The sequence below is a fragment of the Roseateles sp. genome (assembly GCF_965229315.1).
In the GTDB taxonomy this organism is placed as follows: domain Bacteria; phylum Pseudomonadota; class Gammaproteobacteria; order Burkholderiales; family Burkholderiaceae_C; genus Pelomonas.
Genome location: NZ_CBDDJA010000002.1, coordinates 1 through 24,608 on the forward strand (window position 1 = coordinate 1; position 24,608 = coordinate 24,608).

A 24,608-nucleotide genomic window follows, 5' to 3' on the forward strand; every position below is an offset into this window, starting at 1 on the left:
AGCGTGATGACGGAAGCGCCGCAGACGATCTTGATGCCCGCCGTCGCCTCCAGCACGATCTCGGCACTGCCCTTGGCCTTGACGTTGATGCCTTCCATCAGCACGTCGGCCGCGGACTTGAGCGACACCTTGCCCGTGGCCTGGCCGACCAGGTTGCCCGTCGACTTGAGGTTGATCGCGCCGTCGGTCTGCACGTTCACGTCACCGGCGGACTTGAGCGCCGTCTTGCCGGTCACGTCGATGCTCAGGTCGGCGCCGACCTTGAGGCTGTAGTCGGTGGCGAGCTCGATCTGCCAGGAGGCGCCGCCGGTGGTGAAGACGTCGCCGGCCACCGTGGTGTGGAAGTCCTTGCCCAGGTCGTGCTTCACGTCCTTGCCGACGTTGAGGTACCAGTTCTCGCCCACCGCTTCCTTGACGGTCTTGACGACCTTGCGCGACTCGTTCATCGCCAGGTGGTCGAAGGTGTCGCCCTTGACGTGGCGGTAGAAGTCCTTCTGGGACTGGAACCAGACGTGCTCGCTGCCTTTGGTGTCGCAGAAGCGCAGCTCGTGGTTGGCGTCCTCGGCGCCGTCCTTGGTGGAGTGGCTGATCCACGTGGCCACGTCGGCGTGCGCGGGCAGTTCGTGCGGCGGCGGGTTGGCGTCGTTGTGCACGGAGCCGGTGACCAGCGGACGGTCGGGGTCGCCGCCGATGAAGCTCACCACCACCTCGTGGCCCACGCGCGGCAGCATCCACAGGCCCATCTTCTTGCCGGCCCAGGGCTGCGCGACGCGCACCCAGCAGGAGCTGTTCTCGTTCTTCTCGCCCTTGCGGTCCCACGGGAACTGGATCTTGATGCGGCCGTTGACGTCGGTCTCGATCTCGTTGCCCGAAGCGCCCACCACGGTGGCGATCTGCGGCCCGTACATGCGCGGGCGCGGCGTGCTGCGGTCCGGGCGGAACACGCCGCTGGTGGTGTTCAGCGCGATGACGTGGCCTTCGAAGCCGTCGCGCCGCCGCTTGATGGACTTGATGTCGGAGATGGCTTCGTGGTCGCCGTACTCGGCGCGGAAATCGCAACCGACGATCAGGTACTCGGTGTTCTCGCTGGCCAGCGGCGCGTCGCTGAGCTTGAAGGTCGTGCCGCAGACCATGTCGTAGGCATTGGTCGTGCCGGTGTGCAGCTTCTGCATCGACTGCGCGGCCTCGACCAGCCGCTTGGCGACGGCGGCGGCTGCGGTGGACGCGCTCTTGCTCGTCGCCACCGTCTGGTTCAGCACCGCCTTGGCGGGGAACTGGTAGATCTCCGCCTCGCCCAGCTTGGCGCCGGCTGACGGGCCGGCGTGGGTGGCCTCGATCTCGGTGGCCGACGCCAGGTAGTCGTAGTCGCGCACCACGGCCTTGACCGAGCGCGCCTCCTCGACGGTGTGCCATTCGGTCATGCAATGGTCGCCGTCGAACTTGTTCGACCAGGCCACCGGTTCGGCGCTGTCGCGGCTGCTGTGCTGGCTGATGGCGTCCACCATGACCAGCGTGTGCGCCGTGGCGCTGTGCTCGAAGAAGTAGTACACGCCGTACTCTTCGAGCAGCCGGCTGACGAAGTCCAGGTCGCTCTCTTCGTACTGGAGGCAGTACTCCAGCGTCGGCAGGTCGGCGGCCTTCTCCAGCTTCCAGTCGTAGTCGCTGCTGTAGTCGGTGAGCACCTCGCTGACGATCTCCTTGACCGTCTTGTTCTGGAACACGCGCGAGTTCCGGCTGCGGCTCGCGAACCACAGCCACGGCTGGACGACCAGGTCGTAGCGGTCGTAGCGGCCGTGGCGCTCGCCGCGCTGGACCTTGATGACGTAGCCGTCGATGTGCCGCTTGCTGCCATGCACGTCGAACGTGATGTGCGCCTTCTTCCCCAGCAGGCCGTGGATGTCCACGCGCTCGCGGCCCGTGAGCAGGGAGTGGTTGCCCACCACGTCGACCGTGTACTGGGGCAGGCGGTTCAGGCGCTCGCTGCCATCGACGCGCAGCACCTTGAACTTGTCGTCGTCACCGCCGACGGTGATCGACATGACGTGGGCGCTACCCCCGAGCAGTGCACTCATGGAAGCCTCTGTGCCGGTCAGTCGAAGGCGTAGCTGAAGTCACCGTCCGCCACGCCCAGGCCCACGCGCTGCAGCGGCTGGCCCGACGCGGTGCGCGACAGGTACTCGATGGAGACCTTGGGCAGCACGGTGTTGGTCAGGATGGCGTCGATGATGCGGCCGCCCGACTCCGCGTTGTTGCAGCGCTTGACGATGAGTGCCACCGCTTCGTCGCTGTACTCGAACGGGATGCGGTGGTTCTCGGCCACGCGCTTGACGATGCGGCCCAGCTGCAGCCGCACGATGCGCGCCAGCATCTCGTCGGAGAGCGGGTAGTAGGGGATGGTGACGATGCGGCCCAGCAGCGCCGGCGGGAACACCTTCTGCAGCGGCTCGGTCAGGGCGGTCGCCAGCGACTCGGGGTCGGGCAGCAGCTCGGGGTCGCGGCACATGTTCATGATGAGCTCGGAACCCACGTTGCTGGTCAGCAAGATGATGGTGTTCTTGAAGTCGATCATCCGGCCTTCGCCGTCTTCCATCCAGCCCTTGTCGAAGACCTGGAAGAACAGCTCGTGCACGTCGGGGTGGGCCTTCTCCACCTCGTCCAGCAGCACGACGCTGTAGGGCCGGCGGCGCACCGCCTCGGTCAGCACGCCGCCCTCGCCGTAGCCCACGTAGCCCGGAGGCGCGCCCTTGAGCGTGGAGACGGTGTGCGACTCCTGGTACTCGCTCATGTTGATGGTGATGACGTTCTGCTCGCCGCCGTACAGCGACTCGGCCAGCGCCAGCGCCGTCTCCGTCTTGCCGACGCCGGAGGTGCCGCACAGCATGAACACGCCGATGGGCTTGTTCGGGTTGTCGAGCTTGGCGCGCGAGGTCTGGATGCGCCGGGCGATCATGTCCAGCCCATGCTGCTGGCCGATGACGCGCTGGCCCAGCGTGGCGCCCAGGCGCAGCACGGCTTCCAGCTCGTTCTTGACCATGCGGCCGACGGGGATGCCGGTCCAGTCGGCGACGACGCTGGCCACGGCCTGAGCGTCCACCGACGGCAGGATCAGCGGCGCATCGCCCTGCAGCTCGGCGAGCTGGGCCTGCGCGGCATGCATCTCGGCGAGCAGCGCGTCGCGGTCGGGCTGGGCAGAGGCGGCCTCGTCGACGGGTTGGCCGTCGCCGCGCAGCTTGGCGCGCAGGTCCAGGATCCTGGCGACAACGTCCTTCTCCTGCTGCCAGCGCGCTTCGAGCGTGGCCAGCCGGGAGCGCTCGTTGGCGAGCTTTTCTTCCACCGAGACACCGCGGTCGCCGATGTGCACGCCCACCTGGGCCTCGCGGCCGATGATGCCCTGCTCGATCTCCAGCGACTCGATGCGGCGCTTGCAGTCCTCCACCTCGGCCGGCATCGCATGCTGGCTGACGGCCACGCGGGCGCAGGCGGTGTCCAGCAGGCTGACGGCCTTGTCGGGCAGCTGGCGGGCCGGGATGTAGCGGTGCGACAGCTTGACGGCGGACTCGATGGCCTCGTCCAGCAGCTGCACCTTGTGGTGCTTTTCGAGCACGGTGGCCACGCCGCGCAGCATCAGGATGGCCTTCTTCTCGTCCGGCTCCTCGACCTGCACGGTCTGGAAGCGCCGGGTCAGCGCCGGGTCCTTCTCGATGTACTTCTTGTACTCGGCCCAGGTCGTCGCGCCCACGGTGCGCAGGTTGCCGCGCGCCAGCGCCGGCTTCAGCAGGTTGGCGGCGTCGCCGGTGCCGGCCGCGCCACCGGCGCCCACCAGCGTGTGGATCTCGTCGATGAACAGGATGATGGGCGTCGGGCTGCCCTGCACCTCGTCGATGACCTGGCGCAGGCGCTGCTCGAACTCGCCCTTCATGGACGCGCCCGCCTGCAGCAGGCCGATGTCCAGCGTCAGCAGCGTCACGCCCTGCATGGGCGGCGGCACGTCGCCGCGCGCCAGGCGCAGCGCGAAGCCTTCCACCACGGCCGTCTTGCCGACGCCGGCCTCGCCGGTCAGCAGCGGGTTGTTCTGGCGGCGGCGCATCAGGATGTCGACGATCTGGCGGATCTCGTCGTCGCGGCCCGTGACCGGGTCGATCTCGCCCTTGCGGGCCTTCTCGGTCAGGTCGACGGTGAACTTCTTCAGCGCCTCCTGGCGGCCCATGGCGGCCGGCGCCATCGCGCCTTCGGCCTGGCCGGGCTGGGCGCCGTTCAGCGCGCTGCCGTCGGTGGCACCCAGGCCCGCCTCGCCGGTCTTGCCGACCAGGCTCTGCAGCTTGTCGGCCAGATCGTCGGCCTTGATCTTCTCGAACTGGCGCGAGATGCCGAACAGCGCCTCACGCAGCGAGCGCGTGGAGAGCAGCGCCAGCAGCAGGTGGCCGCTGCGCACCTGGGCGTCGCCGTACATCAGCGTCGCGTAGACCCAGCCTTGCTGGATGGCGTGCGTGATGTGCTCCGAGAAGTCGCTGATCGCGGTCGAGCCGCGCGGCAGGCGGTCCAGCGCGGTCGTCACGTCACGAGCGAGGGCGGCGGCGTCCAGGCCGTAGTGGCGCACGATGGCGCTCACGTCGGACTCGTTGTTCTCCAGCAGCTGCGTGAGCCAGTGGACCAGCTCCACATAGGGGTTGCCCCTGAGCTTGCAGAAGACGGTGGCGCCCTCGATGGATTTGTAGGCCAGCGGGTTGAGCTTGCCGAACAGGGCTTGGCGGCTGATGTCTGTCATTTCCGGTTCTCCTCGGTGCTTGGTGGCACGAGGGCACGGTTCAGTTCCGCAACCGGCTCAATCCAGATGCGCGGGCGCCAGCGAGGCCTTCAGCGGCGTGCGGCAGATGCTCTCGACATTCATGATGAGCTGGTCCGCCCGCTTGCGGGGGCGGCGCGAGTTCAGCCAGGCGCTGCGCCCCAGCATGCCGATGCCGGGCCGCCGGCCCAGCGGGCACAGCGGCACCTCGTCGGGCTTCAGGCGCAGCTGCACGTCCCACGTGAACTCGCCGCCGACGTACTGGCGCACCATGGCCTGCAGCGCCTCCAGCTGCGTGCCGCCGGGCAGCAGCGCGCGGAAGGCCGGCCAGCTCAGCGGGCCGATGACGATGCGGAACTTGTGCTGCACGTCCCAGACGCTGCGGCCCAGCACCGCGCCTCGGCCCAGCGCGGGCGCGCCGAAGCGGGTCAGGTGGGTGCGCTCCTCCACGTCCAGCGGCATCCAGTGCCCGGCGAACTGCTGCACCAGCACCGGCACGCCGAAGTGCAGGCTGATCCAGGACTGCAGCCCGTCGGCGTCGCGCGCCGAGCGGGCCAGGCGGCCGGCGAAGAAGAGCTTGGGGAAGTCGCCCAGCGCGTCGCGCTCGCGCTGCGAGGGCTCGGCCAGGCCGATCAGCGCGCCGACGTGGCGCACGATGGGGGCCTCGCGGCCACGGGCCATGCCCACCACCGGGTTGGCGCGCGCCCAGGCGCGGTAGAACAGCAGGCCGAAGCGGTGCAGCAGCATGTCCACGAAGGCCGCGAACGTGCGGTCGCCGTGGTGCATCAACCGCTCGCGGGCGTACTCGGTCAGGTGGGTCGGCAGCGCGCCGTTGGGCCCGAACAGGCCCAGCACGCGCTGCACCATGCGCGGCGGCCCGTGCGGGTTGGCCTCCATGCGGATGATGGGCGTGGGCGGGAAGTTGAGCGCCGGTTCGCCGGCGAAGCGGATCGGCTCGTCGCCCGGCCGCGACGCGTCGCCCAGGCGAGGCTTGTCGGCGTGGGCGGCTTCCAGCCGGCGCAGCGCCTGGAACAGGTCGAACCGGCCGGGCCGCTCCGTCAGCGCCTGCAGCAGCGCGGCGGCGTCGTCGGCGCCAGGTTCGGGTGTCACAGCAGTGTGCGGGCGCCGGCCAGCGGCGCCCACCGTTTGAGTTCGCCGCGCGTGCGCGAGACCAGCAGCGTCTGCACGAAGCTGTTCATCGACACGTGGCGGCTGAAGTAGTGGTGCAGCACCGCGCCGAGCAGCGTGGCGCTGCCGCCCTCGAACGACAGCTCGTCGACCGTCAGCTGCACCTCCAGCCCGCGGCCGAAGGCGATGGGCCCGGGCATCGGATGGCGGCGCACCACGGGTGTCACGCGCACGTCGCGCAGGCCCTCGATCTGGCGCTGCAGCGCCGGTGGCGCGCCCTGTGCGAACACGCCCACCAGTTCGCGCAGCGCCAGCGCGCCGCGCGTCGGGTCCTCGTTGACCAGCGACAGGTAGTTCAGCGACAGCAGCGACAGCAGCCGCCAGGCCAGCGCGCCTTCGCGCGCCGCACCCACGGGCCTGGACGGGCCGGCGACGATGCTCACGCCCTGCACCGGTGCACGGGTCTCCAGCGTCAGCGCGTTCTGGCCGTTGCCGCTGGGCATGAACAGCGGCAGGTCGCGGTTGGTGCAGCGCACCTCGGCGCCCAGCTGGCGCAGCTCGCGGCGGTAGGGTGCGCGCTGCAGGTCCACCAGCGACAGGAAGACTTCGGAGCCGACGTAGGCCGAACGCGGGCCTTCGCGCTTGCTGCGGTCGCTCTTGAGGCGCGGCTCGCGCTGGCAGCTGAAGAAGCCTGCGGCGCCGGCCGGGTCGGCATGGGGCACGTCGAACAGCGGCAGGAACTGCAGCTCGTCGGTCTCGCTGGAGAAGCCCGTGACGGTGGAAACGTCGAAGACCTCGAAGTCGTTGCCCGCGAGCCGGTCCGGGATGACCTGGAAGGCGGTGCTGCTGTCGTCCACCTTGATGCGCTCGGCGCGGCGCTCGAACAGGTTGACGGCCGGCACGCAGTTCAGCGAGAAGTTGGCGGGCTCGCCGCTGCCCTCCAGCGACGGGTCATGCCGGTCGAACAGGAACACCAGCTCGAAGCTGTTGCCCGGCGCACGGGCAAACGCCTGCGCCAGGCCGCCCACGTCCACGAACAGGAAGCGCTGCGGGAAGGCGAAGTACTCCTGCATCAGCCGCGTGCCGGACAGGCCGCGCAGCGTGACGGGCAGCATGGCCTCGTCGTCGGCCAGGCCGGCATGCCGCACATGGCTGGGGCCGAGGAACACGCGCTGCGCGTCGCGCCCGCCGGTGCCGGCGAGCACGCCCACGCAGCGGCAGGTGAGCAGCTCGTGCAGCTTGAGCGCCACGTCCTGCAGCCCACCCATGAAGAAGCGCAGGCTGTTCAGCGGCAGCTGCGCGAAGCGCAGGCCCGCAGGCAGCTCCAGCCTGACGCGCACGCCGCTGCCGGGACGCTTGCGCAGCGGCAGGCTGCTCATCGGGATGTCGGTGGCGCTGAGGAAGTACTCGACCTGCGCCACCTTGATGGGCGTCAGCGTGACCGGCTGGGCGGTGCGGAACTCGCAGCGCGTGGGCCCCAGCGCGGTGCGCGGGCCCATCAGCGCGCTGCCCCGCGGCAGCGTGAAGCCGGCGATCAGGTTGGGGTCGCTGCCCGGCGTGAGCTGGGCCACCAGCATGGACGGCAGCGGCGCGCCGAGGTTGGGGCTGACCATGTCCAGCAACGCTTGAGCGAGCTGCGGGAACTCGGCGTCCTGCTTGAGCTGTACGCGTGCGGCCAGGAAGGCCGCCCCTTCCAGCAGGCGCTCGACATAGGGGTCGGCGACCTCCAGGCCTTCCATGCCCAGCCGGCCGGCGATCTTGGGGAACTCGCGTGCGAACTCGCCCCCCATCTCGCGGAGGTAGCGCAGTTCCTGGTTGTAGTAGCGAAGGAGGCGGGGGTCCATGGGCGAGGCGCATTCTCGGGCGCCTTGCACCCCAGGGTAAGTGGCGGTCGGTGCCGGTTGGTTCCCCGCAACCCGATGGCAGGCAGTTTCAGGCCCGCATGTCGCGCACGGCCGCCTGGCCAGTGTCGACATCCACGTCGGCGTTCAGCACCAGCTCCAGTGGCACGGGCTGGTTCCACATCTGGCCCTTGATGGTCAGGCGCAGGCTGGTCGGGCGCAGGCCGGTGCTCATGTCGTTGAGGATGCGCACCTCGACCGAGGCGGGGTCCAGCCGCGGCTCGAAGCGGATGATGGACTGGCGCACCTGGGCTTCGATGATGGGGAAGTTGTGCACCGAGAACGCCTGGCCGGTCAGCGGCAGGATGCCGAAGTTCAGCACCGAGTCGCGGGCATGCGGCACGCTTTCCCAGAGCTCGGCGCGCTCGGGGTCGTCGCGCTGGCGCGGGTCGGGCTCCTGGCACACGGCGTTGAACAGCCAGGACAGGTCGCGCAGCACCGCCTCGCGGAGCTGGCGGCGGTTGAGCACACGGGCCTCGACGGACTCGACCTGGGAGCCGGCGTCGTTGTCGGTGAGCCGGTCCAGCAGCGAGGGCTGCAGCCGGTCCTGCGCGCCCAGGGCCATCAGTCGGCCTCGACGGCGGCTCCGGGTGCCGCTTCGAGTGCGTCGGGCACGTCGAAGATGATCTCGCGGATGGTCATCAGATCGTGGTCGCCGACATCGCTCGCCAGCACGCGCTGGCCCAGGCCGGTGTAGCGCTCCTCGCCAGGAGCGGGCTCCCACACGGTCTTGCGCGCCAGGCAGATCAGGCCGTCCTCGCTCTTCTCGGAGCCGGGGTAGCGGGTGGGCACCAGCGCCACGCTGGTGCCGCCGTTGGTGAAGCTGAGCTGGGCCGGCATCCACACGCAGTCGCGCAGGTCTTCGGGCGGGTCGAACTGGATCTTGGCCAGGTGATGGAAGGGCACCCAGGTGTAGTGGCCGTTCAGGCAGACCTCCAGGAGGGGGCCCAGGCGCGAATCGGCGTCGGCCAGCCATTCGAAGCGCTCGCCGTTCAGCGTGCCGGCGCTGGTGGGCGCGGCCTCGAAAGCCTTGGTGGCGAGGTCCGCGGCGAGCTGGTCGGCGCCCTGTGCCTGCTGGTTCAGCGACTCGATCAGCTGCGCCACCCAGGCCTCGGGCTGGCCGAACACGACCGGCGTGCGCTTGCCGGCGAACACCTGGGCGCGCAGCAGCTCGCAGCGGATGGCGTGGCCCACGGTCTCGCGCATCGGGATGGCCAGCTTGTCCATCTCGGCCACGACGTTGAGCTGCGTGTGCGCACGCTCCCAATGGCCCAGCACGCTGAGCAGCTGCGACATGAAGGTGCGCAGCTTGGCGTCGGCCGGCTTGGCGCGCACGGCCTCGGTCAGCCGGGCGAGGGCGGTGCGCGGGTCGCCGGCGCGGACGGCCTCCTCGGCGGCTTGTTGGGGTGTCAGTTCAGAAGCCATGGCCGCAGTCCGTGCAGAAGCGGGCTTGCCGCGGGAGGGTGACGCCGCAGGCCGGGCAGCTCTTGTGCGTGCTGGCCATGTCGAAGCCGCATTCAGCGCAGAAGCGCCCGCCATGGCTGGGCGACTGGCAGTTGGGGCAGGTGGCGCCGCCGCCGGCGGATGCGCCATAACCGCTGGTGTCGGCGGTGTTGGACGCCGCCTTGGTGGCGCACTCGCGGCAACTGCCGGTGCTGCTGTTCCAGCATTCGCGGCCCACCCACTTGCGGCAGCTGTCGCAGCGCTCGTAGAGCGCCGCGGCGGCGGCCCGCGCTTCCTCCAGCGCGTCCCCCTTGGCGCCGCTGGACCCCGCCTCGGCAAAGGCACCGGTGGCGCGGCCGGCCTTGTTCAGGTCGTAGAACATGAACGCGAAGCGGTTCAGCCAGCCGGTGATCTGGCCCTTGCGGTAGGGCTTGAAGGCGGAGCGCGAGGTCTCGCCGCACTTCTCGCAGAAGAACTCGAACTGGAAGCCCGCCGACACGTCGCTCATGGACGTGCTGATGTCGCGGTAGTTGGTCAGCGCCAAGTCGAACTCCCGAGGTGGACAGCCGTGGCAATGAAACTCATATCGGGGACCCGGTGTTCTTCATCGTGAAGGCGCGTACCGTGCCCTGCGTGATCGTCTTGATGCCGGCCTGCACGGCGTTGCCGTGCGAGTAGTGGGACGGCGGGTTCTTGTAGACGTAGGCCAGCGAGCCGAACTCGCAGGTCCACTCTTCCACCATCTCGGTCATCGTGTCGGTCACCACGACCTGCAGCTGGTAGTCGAGCAGGCGGATCTTCTGGATGGTGAACACCAGCGAGGTGCCGTCCATGACGGTGGCCGAACGCTTGTGGATGGTCAGCGTACCGGACGGGAAGACGTCGCCCGCCTTCATCGAGTTCAGCATCTGCGTGGTGGCGATGTCGACCGACTTGGTGAACGTGAACTCGAAGTTGCGGTTGCGGTCGGCGTCCTCGATCTCGGCCTCGCGCTGCGCGCTTTCGATGTCGTCCGCCGTCAGCGTGGCGGCGCGCTCGATGCCGTTGACCGCGTCCATGGCGCTCTGGTGGGCGTCGGCCAGTTCCTTGCGGCGCACCTTGTACTGGCGGTCCAGCGCCTGGCGGCTGGCGGTGTCGTCGGCGGCGTCGCGTTCGCTGATGTACTCCTGGAACGCGCGGTTGCGGTCGCGTTCGCTGTCCTGGAGGGCATGGCGCTTGCGGATCTCCAGGCTGCCGCGCTTGTCGACCAGCGATTTGGCCTTGTTGTACGCGTCTTCGCGGCCTTCTGCGTTCTTGCGCTCCTCTTCGTTGTGCAGGTTCCAGCTCAGCGACTCGATGAGCACCTGGCCCTGGAAGAGGTGGGACACGGCTTCCCCGGCCACCGGCACCCGCGTGGGGCGCAGCAGGATGAGGAAGATATCGGCGCCGGTGTTGGACGACATCTCAGAGCAGCGATGGGGGGTGGAAGAACGGCGCGGTGGGCAGGTTGTCCTTGCCCAGCGTCTTCAGGTAGGTCATCTTGATGTGCTTGAAGTTCAGCACGTAGGTCTCGATCAGTTCCTTGGAGAGGCCGTCGTCGCGGACATCGAGCGAACAGCTTTCGAAGTAGCCCTGGGTGGCCACCAGGATGAAGCCTGGCTGGTGGATGAGGCGCCCCTGCTGCTTGATGTGCAGCACGGTGATGGAGCAGCTGACGACGGGCAGGTGGTTGTCCACGCAGAAGTGCAACTGCGACGAACCCACGTCGAAGCGCTTCTTGAAGCGCAGCGGCTCCATCTTGATGGTGACCGTCTTGCCCAGCCCCGCCATGGAGGCGGCGGCGCTCGCCAGGCCACCCAGGCCGCTCTTCTTCTTGGCCTTGGGGTCCTTCAGCGCATGCATGCCCCAGTCGAATTCCAGGATCTCGACGGAGCCTTCCCAGCCTTCGAGCAGGCCTTCGCCCACCACCGGCCCGGCGCCGGTGATGAGCTGCATGAAGATGTTGGAACGGCTCATGGGGACCCCTCGCCCGCCGGGTACGGCAGCCGGTTCCGCGAGCGGACGGCGATGCTTGCGGCATGGCGCCGCCAGCCCATCGCCAGCCCGGGCCGGCTTGGAGCGGCCCGGCGCCCGGCCCGGAATGCGTACTCGGACAAGACGTCGCCCGGTATCAGGCCGACGGCGACGCGGTGCCGGCCGGGATGTCCCAGTTGTACGTCTTGGGCGCGCCCAGCTTGCCGGTCTTGTTGTCCTGCGGCTTGTATTCGATCTTGACGGTCTTGAAGACCATTTCGATCTTCTGCGCCACGGAGCCTTCCTCGGTGCCGCTCTGGTTCACCTTGGTGATGAAGCAGCCTTCCATCGTCATCGTGTAGTACGTCTCGGGCGTGGCCGAGCCGGTGGTCTTCATCATCTGCAGCTCGACCTTGGGGAAGGCTTTGCCGGTGCAGATGTAGCCCAGGATGACGGTCGACGAGGTGTCGAAGTAGTGCTCCCAGTTCATCTTGCCCGGGTTGGGCTTGCCGACGGAAGCGCCGCCGCCCTTGGTCCAGCTGGTCTCGGCTTCGACTTCCCAGTCCCAGCCCTGGATCTCGATCCACTTTTCCTTGCCCTTCTGGATGGACTCGCCATCGGCCTTGTCGAAGAACGTGAGGAATGCATTGACTGCCATGTTGATATCTCCTGTAGGGGTCTAAACGCGCGCGGGTTGGTTGGGGGGTGAAGCGAAGAGCCCGTCCTGCTCCCGCGCGGGGCAGGCTCTCCGACCTGTGTTCAGGCCGACTTTTCGGACGGCAGCTTGGACACCAGGCGCAAGGACACGGTCAGGCCCTCGAGCTGGTAGTGCGGCTTCAGGTAGAACTTGGACTGGTAGTAGCCCGGTGCACCTTCCACCTCCTCGACCTCGACCTGTGCTGCCGCGAGCGGGCGCATGGCCTTGGTTTCCTCCGAGGAGTTCATCGGGTCGCCGTCGACGTAGTTCAGGATCCAGCTGTTGAGCCAGTCCGCCATCGCGTCACGCGACTTGAACGAGCCGACCTTGTCGCGCACGATGCACTTCAGGTAGTGGGCGAAGCGGTTGCAGGCGAAGAGGTAGGGCAGGCGGGCCGCGAGCGCCGCGTTGGCGGTGGCGTCGGGGTCGTCGTATTCGGCGGGCTTTTGCAGCGACTGGCCGCTGATGAAGGCCGCGAAATCGCTGTTCTTGCGGTGCACCATCGACAGGAAGCCGTTCTTGCTCAGCTCGGCCTCGCGGCGGTCGGAGATGGCGATCTCGGTCGGGCACTTCATGTCCACGCCGCCGTCGTCGGTCGGGAAGGAGTGCGTGGGCAGGTTGGTGACGGCGCCGCCGGACTCGATGCCGCGGATGCGCGAGCACCAGCCGTACTGCTTGAACGAGCTGTTGATGTTCACCGCCATCGCGTAGGCGGCGTTGGACCAGGTGTACTTGCTGTGGTCGGCGCCTTCGGTGTCTTCCTCGAACGCGAACTCCTCGACCGGGCTGGTCTTGGCGCCGTAGGGCAGGCGCGACAGGAAGCGCGGCATGCACAGCGCCAGGTAGCGCGCGTCGTCGGACTCGCGCAGCGAGCGCCAGGCGGCGTATTCCGGCGTCGTGAAGATCTTGGTCAGGTCGCGCGGGTTGGCGAGCTCCTGCCAGCTTTCCATCTGCATGACGCTGGGCGCGGCACCGGTGACGAGCGGCGCATGCGCGGCGGCCGCGATCTTGGCCAGCTCGCCCAGCAGCTCCACGTCGGGCGGCGTGTGGTCGAAGTGGTAGTCGCCCACCAGGCAGCCGTAGGGCTGGCCGCCGAACTGGCCGTATTCCTCTTCATAGAGTTTCTTGAACAGCGGCGACTGGTCCCAGGCCGTGCCCTTGTAGCGCTTCAGCGTCTTGCTCAGGTCCGTCTTGGACACGTTCATGACGCGGATCTTGAGCTGCTCGTCGGTCTCGGTGTTGTTGACGAGGTAGTGCAGGCCGCGCCAGGCGGATTCCAGTTTCTGGAAATCCTCGTGGTGCATGATCAGGTTGATCTGCTCCGTCAGCTTCTCGTCGATGGCCGCGATCATGGCCTCGATGGTCTTGACGGCGTCGTCGCTGAGCAGCGTCGTGTTGGACAGCGCCTGCTGTGCCAGCGTCTGCACCGCCTGCGCCACGGCGCCGCGCGCCTCGTCCGTCTTGGGCTTGAACTCCTTGTTCAGCAGTGCCGCGAAGTCGTTGCCTTCGAAGGTCACGCCGGCCAGGGCCGATGCTGACTGTTCCGCTTGGGTCATGTTTGAAACTCCGGTCGTTTCAGTGGTGTTCTTGGGGTGCTGCGGCTTGTTCGGCCGTCATTCCGACTTCGGCGCGTCGGTCAGCGTCTTCAGCAGCGTCGGGTCGGCCAGCACCTTGGCGATGAGGTCGCCGGCGCCGCTCTTGCCGTCCATGTAGGTGATCAGGTTGGACAGCTGCTGGCGGGCTTCCAGCAGCTTGCTCAGGCCGTCCACCTTGCGCGCCACGGCGGCGGGCGAGAAGTCGTCCATGCTCTCGAAGGTGATGTCCACCGGCAGGCTGCCTTCGCCGGTCAGCGTGTTGTCGACGTTGAAGGCGACGCGCGGCTTCATGGACTTCATGCGCGAATCGAAGTTGTCGACGTCGATCTCGAGGAACTTGCGGTCGGCCACCGGCGGCAGCGGCTCCTCGGGCTTGCCGGACAGGTCGGCCATCACGCCCATGACGAAGGGCAGCTGCACCTTCTTCTCGGCGCCGTACAGCTCCACGTCGTACTCGATCTGCACCCGCGGTGCCCGGTTGCGGGCGATGAATTTCTGGCTGCTCTTGCTCATCTCAATGCTCCTTGCGGATGGGATTCAGGTGTTCAAAGGTCGGTTGCCGCGATGCGCGCGGCACGGCGATGGACGGCGGCGATGCAATCCACTGCGGTCACTCCAGGCTCTCGGGGTCCACGCCCAGCATGCGGGCGACTTCACCGACCGCCTCGGGGGCGAACTCGCGCACCAGCTGCAGGAAGTTGCGGTCGATCAGGCGCTGGGCCCGGCGCAGCAGGTTGGCCGCCGGGTTGGTGGGTTCGTTCTTTTCAAGGTAGGCGCAGACGAGGTCGATGGCGCGCACCGCATCGGCACGGCTTTCGATGCTGCCCAGGCCGCCCCCCCCGCGGCTGCGGCGGCCGGCCGGGGCCGCGTCCTCGCCGTCGATGCCCAGGTCATTGAGCATGTCGGCCAGGCCGCCCGTCTCGTCGTCGGCACCTGCCGGTCGCGGTGACACCGAGGCGATGCTGTCCAGCATGCTCCGCAGCGGCGAGAAGTCCGGCAGCTCGCCGAAGCCCAGGCGCAGGGACAGGCACTCGTTCAGCGAGGCCAGCGCGGCGATGGCTTCGGTGGCCTGCGTGCCGACCTGCGGGTTGTCGGCCACGGCGTCGGCCAGCATGCTTTCGACCTGCCCGCGGGAGGGCGTCGACTCGTCGTCGCGCGGCACCAGGTCGCCCACGGCGATCTCGATGTCGCGCACCGTCAGCTGGCCGATGCTGCGGTCGTTCAGCACCAGGCTGGCGCGCACGTCGCCGAGCGTCACGTCCAGGCTGGCCAGTTCGGACAGCACATTGACGCGGGCGAAGGCGTCGCCGTCGTCCAGCCGCGGGTGCAGTTCGTCCCACCAGCGCGTCAGCAGGTATTCGAACAGGCGCAGGCCCGGCGCCAGCACCGCGAAGCTGTCCAGGCGCAGCCGGGCGCGCAGCCACAGGTTGGCCACGCGCAGGTCGCGGGTGCGGCTGTTGAGTTCTTCGGCCTGGCTCAGCACCGCGCGCCAGTCGGGCGGCTCGGCGGCGGCGAACTGGCTCTCGGGCTTGCCCGCGGCGGCCTGCGTCAGCGCCAGGAAGTCGTTGTCGTATTCCAGGTCGGTGCCGCAGGGATCGTCTTCCGAGACCGGCTCCAGCCACGGCGCCAGCGCCGGGTCGCTGCTGAGCGACAACGCGGGATCAGGCGACTCGTCGAAGGAAGTGGTGTCCATGGATGTGCGGAAAAGGGCGCTGCGAGCCGTTTCTGGGCCTGCCGCGGTGCGGGGCAGACAGGGGCTCGGCGGTTAAGTAACCGGGGTTGCGGCTTAGTTCCCTGGGGGCGCCGGCAGCGACAAACTTGTCCCCCGGATGCGGGAACGGTTTGCGCCCGGGCGACACTCACCATCCTGGGCACGCGCACCCGCGCCCGCCGCCACGCCGCACGATGAACTCTCCCGACTCCAGCGATCCGGACGCCAGCCACGACAGCGACGCGACCATCATCCGGCCGATCCCGCGCGCGCCGGCTCCGGCGGCCGTGGTCGCGCCGACCGTGGATGCGCCCACGGAGATGGTCAGCCCGCCCGTCGCCCCGGCGCCGCCGGCCGAGCCGCCGCCCGCGCGCGGCGAAGGCGGCAACGCCTTGCCCGTGGGCAGCCGGCAGGCCGAGTTCGAGGTCACCCGCGTGCTGGGCGAAGGCGGCTTCGGCATCGTCTACCTGGCGCGCGACCATGCGCTGGAGCGCATGGTCGCGCTGAAGGAATACATGCCCGCCGCACTGGCGCTGCGTGGCGACCAGTCCCAGGTGCGGGTGCGCTCCGAGCGCCACCGCGACACCTTCGAGGCAGGCCTGAAGAGTTTCATCAACGAGGCGCGGCTGCTGGCGCAGTTCGACCATCCGTCGCTCGTCAAGGTCTACCGGTTCTGGGAGGCCAACGGCACCGCCTTCATGGTCATGCCCTTCATCGAAGGCCAGACGGTGAAGGACACGCTCAAGGCCATGGGCGAACCGCCGAGCGAGGCCTGGCTGATGGAGATGCTGAGCCCCCTGACCGAGGCGCTGCTGGTGCTGCATGGCGAGAGCTGCTACCACCGCGACATCGCGCCGGACAACATCATCCTGGTGGCCGGCAGCGGCCGGCCGCTGCTGCTGGACTTCGGCGCCGCCCGGCGCGTCATCGGCGACATGACGCAGGCGCTCACCGTCATCCTCAAGCCCGGGTACGCGCCCATCGAGCAGTACGCCGAGGTGCCCAGCATGAAGCAGGGCCCCTGGACCGACGTCTACGCGCTGGCCGCCGTCATCTACTGCGCCATCACCGGCAAGACGCCGCCGCCCAGCGTGGGCCGCATCGTCAAGGACGACTACGTGCCGCTGGCGCAGGCCGCGCAGGGCCGCTACAGCGACCGCCTCGTGCAGGCCGTGGACCGCGCGCTGCAGGTGCTGCCCGACCAGCGCACGCAGTCCATGACGCAGTTCCGCGAAGAGCTGGGCCTGGCCGGCGAGTACACGCCCAAGGCCGGCCAGATGGCGACACTGATCCAGACGCCGGCTGCGACGCCCGCGAAGGCGGCGCCAGCCCCCGCCAAGGCCGGCGGCGTGCCGAGCCGCACGCCGCTGCTGGTGGCGATCGGCCTGGCCGTGCTGGCTGCCTTGGGCGTGGGCGGGTATCTCGCGACCCGGCCTGCCGCGCCGGCCGACACGCCCGCGGCCACCGTCGCCCCCGCACCCTCGCCGGCGCCCGTGGCTGCGCCGGTCGCCCAGCCGGCGCCGGCACCCAAGGACCTGCTCGGCCAGTTCCAGCAGGTCGTTGCGCAGCACAGCGGCGGCTTCGAGGTGCAGGCCCAGGCCGAGCGCAGCCAGTTGCGCATCGACCGCGACGACCTGCGCTTCAGCGTCACGTCCTCGCGCGAGGGCTATGTCTACGTGCTGCTCGCCGGCCCGGATGGCAGCCTGATGCAGCTCTACCCGAACGACAAGTCGCGCAACAACCGCGTCGCGGCCAACCAGACGCTGAAGCTGCCGCAGGCCAGCTGGCCGCTCAAGGCCAGCGAGCCGGCGGGGCTGGAGCATTTCCTCGTGCTGGTCACGGCCGAGCCGCGCAGCTTCGTGCCCTGGGCGACCGAGAAAGACCCGTCCTACGGCTTCCTGTCGCTGCCCGCCCAGGGGCCCGCCACCGGCGCCGCGCCGGGCGCGCCCACCTGGCTGCTGGGTCAGCCGGACTGTGGCCGGCCCAACTGCTCGGCCGAGTACGGCGCGGCCTTGTTCAGCGTGGCAGCGATCCGTTAATTCCTTTTCCTTCGTTGGCGCGAGGGAGCGGGGTGGGAACCCGGCTGCCGTCGCGGTTACCTATGGATGACTGCAGATCCGCGCCGAACGCGGCTCGGCGATCCTCCTTCCGACCTCGGGACCGCGTTCTGAACCGTAGCCAAGCCCCGGTCGCCCCCTTGGAGGCGACACCCCACCTGCCGTTGCTGGATGCGTTCATGCACGCCGCGGCGCGTGGGCCGCTGCTGTGGGCCGCGTCTGTGGAGGGCCGGCTGGAGGTGTGCAGCGGCGCCACGCCCGCGCCGTCGGCGTCCGACCAGGTCGGCCAGCTGTTCGTCATGGCGCTGCGCCGGCAGTTCGGCGACGCGGCCAGCGCCATCGCCGAGCGTGAATGTGCGTTGGGCCTGCAGCCGCGCCGCATCCTGCCCGCCCGCACGGTGCGCCGTGCGGCGGCCTGCGCGGAGTCGGCGTTCAGCCTGCTGAGCGCCCAGGCGCACCTGCTGCAGATCGAGTTCTCCGCGGTCATGATGGGCTGGCGTTTCCGCCGGCTGGCCGAAAGCCTCGGGCTGGATCCCGGGCTGCTGAGCCCCGACCGCCGGCAGGCGCTGGACGCCGCGCTGGCCGCCGACTTCTGCGCCGGGCCGCCGGTCGACGCGGCGGCGGTGACGACCCAGTTGCGGGCGCTGTTGACGCAGGCCGTGCACTAAGTCACGAATCGTTCCCGGCCCGAGGGAAAACCCCGCCCTCGAAATGCGGGATGGAGCGTGCGGCGACTGTCGCAGGTCGCCGCGCTGCGGCGTCTGTTCGACAAGGCGGCCATGTCGGTCGCAGCACCCGCTCGGAGCCCGTGATGCAGCCCCAGTGTTCCTCGATCCGTATCCCGGCCGTGGCCGCCGACCCGAACGTCATCTTCTCTGAGCTGTTCGGCGAGCACCGCGACCGCCTGTACCGCTTCGTGCTGCGGCACATCGGTGACAGCACGGAAGCCGAGGAACTGGCCCAGCAGGCGTTCGTGGAGGCGGCGCGCACGTTCGAGCAGTTCCGTGGCGAGTCGCAACTGTCGACCTGGCTCTACGGCATCGCGATGAACCTGGTGCGCAACCACCTGGCGCGCGCGCCGTCGCGGCTGTACCGCTTCGAGGACGAAAGCGCGCTGGATGGCACGCCCTGCACGCAGGCCAATCCCGAGCAGCAATGCCACATGAACCAGCTGATGAAGCTGCTGCAGACCGAGCTGGACGGCCTGATGCCCGAGATGCGGGAGGTGCTGCTGCTCGTGGCCATGGACGACATGAGCTACGAGGACGCCGCGGCGCTGCTGTCCGTGCCCATCGGCACCGTGCGCAGCCGCGTGTCGCGCGCGCGCTCCCACCTGCGCAACCGGCTGCAGGCGCGCGGCGCCCAACTGCCGTTCTGAGCCTGCGCGCCGCTCAGGGCAACCAGGACACCTGCCCGTCGCCCAGCACCGCCACGTCGGCGCGCTGGCGGGCCAGTTCCTGCCGCCGCAGCGTCATCGCGCCCGTGAGCCCGCCGAACGCGGGCAGCACCAGCGCGTTCGGGTAACGCACGAAGCAGGGCCGGCGCAGCCGGTCGCCCGCCCGGCTGCGCAGGACGATGGCCGGATGCAGATGCCCGGCCAGCGTGAAGCCCGGCGCGTCCGCCGGCGGCGGCTCGTGCGCGGCGGTGAGCAGCGGGCCGAGCGCCAGCGTGCCGCGCACGGCGGTGACGGGCAGGCCGTCGGGATGGATGCGGCGGTCGTGGTTGCCCAGCACCAGCACGGTGTCGAGGCGCTGGGCGAATACGGCCACCGCGTCCAGCAGCGACGGCGTGAGGCCTTGCGCGCCATGCCAGAAGTCGCCCAGCACGACCAGCCGCGTGGCGCCATGCCGGTCTGCCAGCGCCTGCAGCCGCGCCAGCGTCTGCGCGCTGGCGCCGGCCGGCACTGCCTGGCCCTGGGCGCGGAAGGCGGCGCCCTTGCCCAGGTGCAGGTCGGCCGCGAACAGCGTGCGTGCGGCCGGCCACCACACGGCGCCCTCGGCCAGCAGTTGCAGCGTCTCGCCGGCGGCCTCCAGGGGCAGGCTCATCGGCGGCTCCGCCGTGATCGCGCCCGCGGCGCGGGCTTGCTGCTCTCCTGCCCGAAGCTGAGCCGCGCGCCCACGTCCTGCGGCGCGCTGCCGCCCGCCGCGGCTTCCAGCTCGCCCAGCATGCGCGACAGCCGCTGCGCCAGCGATTCGGTCGAGACCCGCTCGCGCAACCGCTCCACCAGCAGCGGGAACGCCAGCGGCGTGGGCCGCGCCGGATGCTGCACGTCCAGCTGCTGGCCCGCCAGGCGCTGCAGCGTGCTGCCGAGCGCGTCCACGTCCAGCTCGGCCGACAGCAGCTCCTCCTCGGCCTGGCGCAGCAGCCGGTTGGCCGGGTCGTGCTGGCGGAACACGTCGAAGTACAGCGACGCCGACGCCTGCAGCTGCCGCTGGCTGCGCGCCTCGCCGGGGTGGCTCTGGAAGATCAGCCCCGCGATGCGCGCGATCTGCCGGAAGCGCCGCCGCGCCAGCTCGCCTGCGTTCAGGCTGGCCAGCACCTCCTCGCGCAGCACCGCACCGTCCACCGGCGCCAGCAGCGCGGGCAGGCGCGCCGCCCAGTCCACCTCTGTCGCGCTGAGCAGCTCGAAGCCGTAGTCGTTGATCGCCATCGTGAACGTGGCCGCCATGTCGCGCCCGACGCGCCAGGCCAGCAGCGACGCCAGGCCCAGGTGCACCGTGCGGCCCGCGAACGGGTACAGGAACAGGTGATGCCCGTCCGCCGAGCGCAGCACCTCGGCCAGCAGGCGCTGCGGCCCGGGCAGTGCCGACCATTCGGCCTGCAGCGACAGCAGCGGCCGGACGAAGCGCATCTCCGCATCCGACCACCGGCCATGCGCGGCTTCGTCGAAGCGCTGCAGCATCGCGCCGGCCAGCGTGTCGGAGATGGGGAACTGCCCGCCGTCCCAGCGTGGCAGCACGGCGTGGCCGGCCTTGGCGATGCGCACATAGGCGGTCAGCCCCTCGGTGCGCACCAGCTCCAGCGCGCGGCCGCCGAGCAGGAACACGTCACCCGCCTTCAGCCGCGCGATGAAGCTCTCCTCCACCGTCGCGATGCGACCGCCGGTCAGGAACTGCACGCTCACCGACGCGTCCGACACGATGGTGCCGATGTTGCTGCGGTGCCGCCGCGCCAGCCGCGCGTCCGGCACGCGCCACACGCCGTCGTCGTCCGGCATCACGCGCTGAAAGTCCGGGTAGATGCGCAGGCTCTCGCCGCCGTGGCGCACGAAGGCCAGCGCCCACTGCCAGGCCTCGTCGCCCAGGTCCCGGTAGCTGGGCGCGGTGCGCACCTCGGCCAGCAGTTCGTCGGGCCGGAAGCCGCCGCCCAGCGCGACCGTGACGAGGTGCTGCACCAGCACGTCCAGCGGTGCGCGTGGCGGCCGGCGCGGCTCGATGTGGCCGGCCTGCACGGCCGCGCGCAGCGCCGAGGCCTCGACGATCTCCAGGCTGTGCGTGGGCACCATCGTCACGCGCGAGCGCCGGCCCGGTGCGTGCCCGCTGCGGCCGGCGCGCTGCAACAGCCGCGCCACGCCCTTGGCCGAGCCGATCTGCAGCACCTGTTCCACCGGCAGGAAATCCACGCCGAGGTCCAGGCTCGCGGTGCACACGACGGCCTTCAGCGTGCCGGCCTTCATCGCCGCTTCCACCCAGCGGCGCATGTCGGCGTCGATGGAGCCGTGGTGCAGCGCGATCAGTCCGGCCCAGTCGGGCCGCGCGTCCAGCAGGGCCTGGAACCAGCGTTCGCACTGCGAGCGCGTGTTCGTGAACACGAGGCTGCTGGCCGCCGCGTCGATGCGCGCGACGACCGCGGGCAACATGGACAGCCCCATGTGGCCGCCCCAGGCGAAGCGCTCGATGCGGGCGGGCAGCAGCGTGTCGATGGCGATCTGCTTGTCCTGCCTGCCCTGCACGAGCACGGCGTGCGGCGCCAGCGTGTCGCGTGCCTCGTCCAGATTGGCGAGCGTGGCGGACAGGCCCCAGGTCATCAGCGCCGGGTTCCAGCGGCGCAGCCGCGCGAGCGCGAGCTGCAACTGCACGCCGCGCTTGCTGCCCAGCAGCTCGTGCCATTCGTCCACGACCACCAGGCGCACGCGCTGGAGCACGTCGGGCGCGTCGGCGCGGGACAACAGCAGGCTCAGCGACTCCGGCGTCGTCACCAGCGCCGTGGGCCAGCGGCGCTGCTGCGACGCGCGTTCGCTGCTGCCGGTGTCGCCGGTGCGCGCAGCCAGCGTCCAGTGCGGGGCGAGGGCGCTCGCCGCGTCTTGCAGGGCCAGCAGCGTGTCGTGGCTGAGCGCGCGCATGGGGGTGATCCACAGGACGGTCAGCGGGGCCTCGGTGTCGGCCAAGGTTTGTAGTGCGCCCAGCCACACGGCCAGTGTCTTGCCCGAGCCGGTCGTGGCGTGCAGCAGGCCCGAGCGGCCCTTGGCCATCTCCCGCCAGACCTCGCGCTGGAACGGGAACGCCTGCCAGCCGCGCGTGGCCAGCCACTCAGTCGGCGGCCGCGTCTTCGTCGCCATGCGGGGCGATCTCCATCAGTGCGCGCAGCGTGGCCAGTGTGTCGGCCTCATGCAGCGGCTTGTCGTCGCGAATGCGCAGCATCCTCGGGAACCGCACCGCGATCCCGCTCTTGTGCCGCGTGCTCGCCTGAATCCCCTCGAACCCCAGCTCGAACACCAGCGACGGCCGCACGCGCCGCACCGGGCCGAACTTCTCCACCGTCGTCTTGCGGATCACGCGGTCCACGCCGCGGATCTCCTCGTCGGTGAGCCCCGAGTACGCCTTGGCGAACGGCACCAGCGACAGCTCGCCCCCCGGCGCGTCCAGCGCCGCCTGGGCCTCCGCGGCGTCGCGCGGGGCGCGGTTCCACACGGCGAAGCTGTAGTCGGTGTACAGGTTGGCGCGCCGACCGTGCCCCGCCTGGGCGTAGATCAGCACCGCGTCCACCGTCAGCGGCGCGACCTTCCATTTCCACCACGCGTTGCCGGTGCGGCCGATGCCATACGGCGACTCGCGGTGCTTGAGCATCAAGCCTTCCACACGCCGGTCACGCGAGCCCTCGCGCGCCGCGGCGAGCCCGGGCCAGTCGGCCGCGTCCAGCAGCGGCGAGGTCGCGATGCCCAACTGCTCCAGCCGCGCGCGCCGCACCTGCATGGGTTCGGCGCGGCGGTCCATGCCTTCGCTCTCCAGCAGGTCGTAGGCCAGCAGCCGCACCGGCGCCTCGGCCAGGATGGCCTTGGACAGCTGGGTGCGGCCGATGCGCTTTTGCAGCAGCGCGAACGGCGCCGGCGCGGCCTCGCCGGCGTGCCAGGCCAGCAGTTCGCCGTCGACGACCGTGCCGTCCGGCCACGCACCGGCCGCCGCGGCCACCTCGGGGAAGCGCTCCGTGACCAGCTCCTCGCCACGCGACCAGATCCACACCTGGCCGTCGCGCTTGACCACCTGCGCGCGGATGCCGTCGTACTTCCATTCGGCCAGCCAGTCGCTGCGAGCGCCCAGCGTGGCCGGCTCCGACTGCAGCGGATGCGCCAGGAAGAACGGGTAGGGCTGCCCGCCGCGCGCGCCGCTGGTGTCCTCGCGCAGCAGGCCCTCGAAGCGCGCTGCGGTGGGCGGCGTGTCGATGTCGGTGTAGCCCATCATGCGTTGCGCGATGCCGGCCGCATCGGCCCCCGACCATTCGGCCAGCGCGCGCTGCACCAGCAGCTTGCTGACCCCCACGCGAAAGCCGCCGCCCACCAGCTTCACGAACATGAAGCGCTCGTTGGCCGACAGCCCGCGCCAGGCGCGCAGCACGGCGTCGCGCCGCGCCGTGGCGTCCAGCGCCCGCATCGGCAGGATGCGCTGTTCCATCCAGTCCGCCAACGGCTCGTCGAAGCGGTCCACGGGGTCGGGCAGCACGTAGGCGATGGCCTCCGCGAGGTCGCCGGTGACCGCGTAGCCGGCCTCGAACAGCCAGTCGGGCAGGCCCGCCGCCTCGCAGGCGAGCGCGCGCAGCTCGCTCGTCGGCACCGCGCGCCGCGGCCGGCCGCCGGCCAGCAGGTAGACCGCCCAGGCGGCATCTCGCGGCGGCGCGTCGGCCAGGTAGCGCTTCAGAGCGGCCACCTTCGCGAGCGTGGACGTGCTCGCATCCAGCGCGAGGTACAGCGCGACGAAGCGCTTCACGCCTCGCCCTCCGTGCCGCCGTCCAGGCCGCCGTGGGCCTCGTCGCCGTACTCGGTGGCGAAGGCCTCGGCCTGCAGGCCCAGCTCGGTCAGGTAGCGCACCAGCGTGCCTTCGTCGCCATGGGTGACGATGACGCGCGGTGCGCCGGTGGCGCGGATGGCCGACAGCAGCCCGGGCCAGTCCGCGTGGTCGCTGAACACGAAGCCGCGGTCCACGCCACGCCGCCTGCGCGCGCCGCGCAGCCGCATCCAGCCGCTGGCGAAGGCGTCGCTGTGCGGCCCCAGGGACTTCGCCCAGCGGCTGCCCTGCACGGCCGGCGGGGCGATGACCAGCGCGCCGCGCAGCGCCTTGAAGTTCGTTTCCGGCGTCACGGTGGCCACCTCGGGCAGCGCCACGCCAGCCTGCCGGTACGCGGCATTCAGCCGCGCGACGGCGCCATGCACCAGCACCGGCCCGGGCGCGTCTGCCGTGGCAAGGCCGGCCACCAGCCGCTGCGCCTTGCCCAGGCTGTAGCCCATCAGCAGCGCATGCCGACCCTGCGCGGCGCAGTCGGCCCACCAGGCGCGCATGTCTGCCAGCACGTCAGACTGCGGCGCCCAGCGGTAGATGGGCAGGCCGAAGGTGCTCTCGGTGACGAACACGTCGCAGCGCACCGGCTCGAACGGCGCGCAGGTCGTGTTGCAGTCGCCCGCGCCGCTGACGAAGTAGTCGCCCGCCACCACCCACACCTCGCCGCGGTGCTCGATGCGCACCTGCGCCGAGCCCAGCACGTGGCCGGCCGGGTGCAGGCTCACGGCCACGTCGCCGATACGCCGGGGCTCGCCGTAAGCCAGGCCTTCCAGCGCGGCGCCATCGCCCAGCCGTGCGCGCATCAGGCCCAGCGCATCGGCGTGCGCCAGATACGCGGCGTGGCCGGGGCGGCAATGGTCGGCATGGGCGTGCGTGATGACAGCACGCGCCACCGGCAACCAGGGATCGATGTAGAAGCCGCCGGCTTCGCAGTACAGGCCTTGCGCGCGGCGTGTGACCAGATCGGGCATGGCGGCAGTGTGCCCAATCCGCGCCGCGGCTTGTGGGCGGCACACCACGCATGCGCCGTGC

General features: G+C 70.3%; 20 protein-coding genes. 3 read left to right on the forward strand and 17 right to left on the reverse strand.

What is annotated here, in order from left to right:
- From ACO07H_RS04715 to tssA, 13 genes are all read right to left on the reverse strand, one after another.
- A partial coding sequence (locus tag ACO07H_RS04715; protein ID WP_422011664.1) for a type VI secretion system Vgr family protein occupies positions 1-2,072 on the reverse strand: 2,072 nt, incomplete at its 3' end.
- Between the two features lie 17 nt (positions 2,073-2,089).
- Positions 2,090-4,765: a type VI secretion system ATPase TssH gene (tssH, locus tag ACO07H_RS04720; protein ID WP_422011666.1), complete on the reverse strand. Its 2,676-nt coding sequence runs from the start codon at positions 4,763-4,765 to the stop codon at positions 2,090-2,092.
- 57 nt (positions 4,766-4,822) lie between these two features.
- Positions 4,823-5,893: a type VI secretion system baseplate subunit TssG gene (tssG, locus tag ACO07H_RS04725; protein WP_422011668.1), complete on the reverse strand. Its 1,071-nt coding sequence runs from the start codon at positions 5,891-5,893 to the stop codon at positions 4,823-4,825.
- Entirely contained in the window at positions 5,890-7,755 is a 1,866-nt protein-coding gene (tssF, locus tag ACO07H_RS04730) for a type VI secretion system baseplate subunit TssF (RefSeq protein WP_422011670.1), read from the reverse strand. Before tssF ends, tssG begins: the two co-directional genes overlap by 4 nt.
- Positions 7,756-7,843: 88 nt before the next feature.
- On the reverse strand, positions 7,844-8,377 hold the full coding sequence (tssE, locus tag ACO07H_RS04735; protein WP_422011672.1) for a type VI secretion system baseplate subunit TssE: 534 nt from the start codon (positions 8,375-8,377) through the stop codon (positions 7,844-7,846).
- Complete coding sequence (locus tag ACO07H_RS04740; protein WP_422011674.1) at positions 8,377-9,237, reverse strand: type VI secretion system accessory protein TagJ; 861 nt, start codon at positions 9,235-9,237, stop codon at positions 8,377-8,379. The genes tssE and ACO07H_RS04740 overlap by 1 nt, the downstream gene beginning before the upstream one ends.
- The gene (locus ACO07H_RS04745) at positions 9,227-9,799 is read right to left on the reverse strand and encodes a double zinc ribbon domain-containing protein (protein WP_422011676.1); all 573 of its coding nucleotides are present in this window, start codon (positions 9,797-9,799) and stop codon (positions 9,227-9,229) included. Before ACO07H_RS04745 ends, ACO07H_RS04740 begins: the two co-directional genes overlap by 11 nt.
- 37 nt (positions 9,800-9,836) lie before the next feature.
- Positions 9,837-10,697, reverse strand: coding sequence for a hypothetical protein (locus ACO07H_RS04750; protein ID WP_422011678.1), 861 nt, complete (start codon positions 10,695-10,697; stop codon positions 9,837-9,839).
- Position 10,698: 1 nt separating this feature from the next.
- A complete protein-coding gene (locus tag ACO07H_RS04755) occupies positions 10,699-11,250 on the reverse strand; it encodes a hypothetical protein (protein WP_422011680.1) in 552 nt (183 codons plus the stop codon).
- A 154-nt stretch (positions 11,251-11,404) separates the two neighbouring features.
- Positions 11,405-11,905: an Hcp family type VI secretion system effector gene (locus ACO07H_RS04760; RefSeq protein ID WP_422011681.1), complete on the reverse strand. Its 501-nt coding sequence runs from the start codon at positions 11,903-11,905 to the stop codon at positions 11,405-11,407.
- 101 nt (positions 11,906-12,006) lie between these two features.
- Positions 12,007-13,500 (reverse strand): type VI secretion system contractile sheath large subunit, encoded by a 1,494-nt coding sequence (gene tssC / locus ACO07H_RS04765; RefSeq protein ID WP_422011682.1) that lies wholly within the window; start codon positions 13,498-13,500, stop codon positions 12,007-12,009.
- A gap of 57 nt (positions 13,501-13,557) precedes the next feature.
- A complete protein-coding gene (gene tssB / locus ACO07H_RS04770) occupies positions 13,558-14,052 on the reverse strand; it encodes a type VI secretion system contractile sheath small subunit (RefSeq protein ID WP_422011684.1) in 495 nt (164 codons plus the stop codon).
- A gap of 97 nt (positions 14,053-14,149) precedes the next feature.
- Positions 14,150-15,232, reverse strand: a complete 1,083-nt coding sequence (gene tssA, locus ACO07H_RS04775; RefSeq protein WP_422011686.1) for a type VI secretion system protein TssA — start codon at positions 15,230-15,232, stop codon at positions 14,150-14,152.
- 212 nt (positions 15,233-15,444) lie between these two features.
- Between tssA and ACO07H_RS04780 the strand changes: the two genes are divergently transcribed.
- From ACO07H_RS04780 to ACO07H_RS04790, 3 genes are all read left to right on the forward strand, one after another.
- Positions 15,445-17,289 (forward strand): serine/threonine protein kinase, encoded by a 1,845-nt coding sequence (locus tag ACO07H_RS04780; RefSeq protein ID WP_422011688.1) that lies wholly within the window; start codon positions 15,445-15,447, stop codon positions 17,287-17,289.
- Positions 17,290-17,447: 158 nt separating this feature from the next.
- The gene (locus tag ACO07H_RS04785; protein ID WP_422011690.1) at positions 17,448-17,975 is read left to right on the forward strand and encodes a hypothetical protein; all 528 of its coding nucleotides are present in this window, start codon (positions 17,448-17,450) and stop codon (positions 17,973-17,975) included.
- A 143-nt stretch (positions 17,976-18,118) separates the two neighbouring features.
- A complete protein-coding gene (locus tag ACO07H_RS04790; protein ID WP_422011692.1) occupies positions 18,119-18,685 on the forward strand; it encodes an RNA polymerase sigma factor in 567 nt (188 codons plus the stop codon).
- Between the two features lie 13 nt (positions 18,686-18,698).
- Here ACO07H_RS04790 and pdeM read toward each other — a convergent pair whose 3' ends face one another.
- The 4 genes from pdeM to ACO07H_RS04810 are packed head-to-tail and all read right to left on the reverse strand — an operon-like array spanning position 18,699 to position 24,547.
- Entirely contained in the window at positions 18,699-19,352 is a 654-nt protein-coding gene (pdeM, locus tag ACO07H_RS04795) for a ligase-associated DNA damage response endonuclease PdeM (RefSeq protein ID WP_422011694.1), read from the reverse strand.
- Positions 19,349-21,865: a ligase-associated DNA damage response DEXH box helicase gene (locus ACO07H_RS04800; RefSeq protein ID WP_422011696.1), complete on the reverse strand. Its 2,517-nt coding sequence runs from the start codon at positions 21,863-21,865 to the stop codon at positions 19,349-19,351. Before ACO07H_RS04800 ends, pdeM begins: the two co-directional genes overlap by 4 nt.
- Positions 21,837-23,507: an ATP-dependent DNA ligase gene (locus tag ACO07H_RS04805; protein ID WP_422011698.1), complete on the reverse strand. Its 1,671-nt coding sequence runs from the start codon at positions 23,505-23,507 to the stop codon at positions 21,837-21,839. Before ACO07H_RS04805 ends, ACO07H_RS04800 begins: the two co-directional genes overlap by 29 nt.
- Positions 23,504-24,547, reverse strand: a complete 1,044-nt coding sequence (locus ACO07H_RS04810) for a ligase-associated DNA damage response exonuclease (protein ID WP_422011700.1) — start codon at positions 24,545-24,547, stop codon at positions 23,504-23,506. Before ACO07H_RS04810 ends, ACO07H_RS04805 begins: the two co-directional genes overlap by 4 nt.
- Between the last annotated feature and the right edge of the window lie 61 nt (positions 24,548-24,608).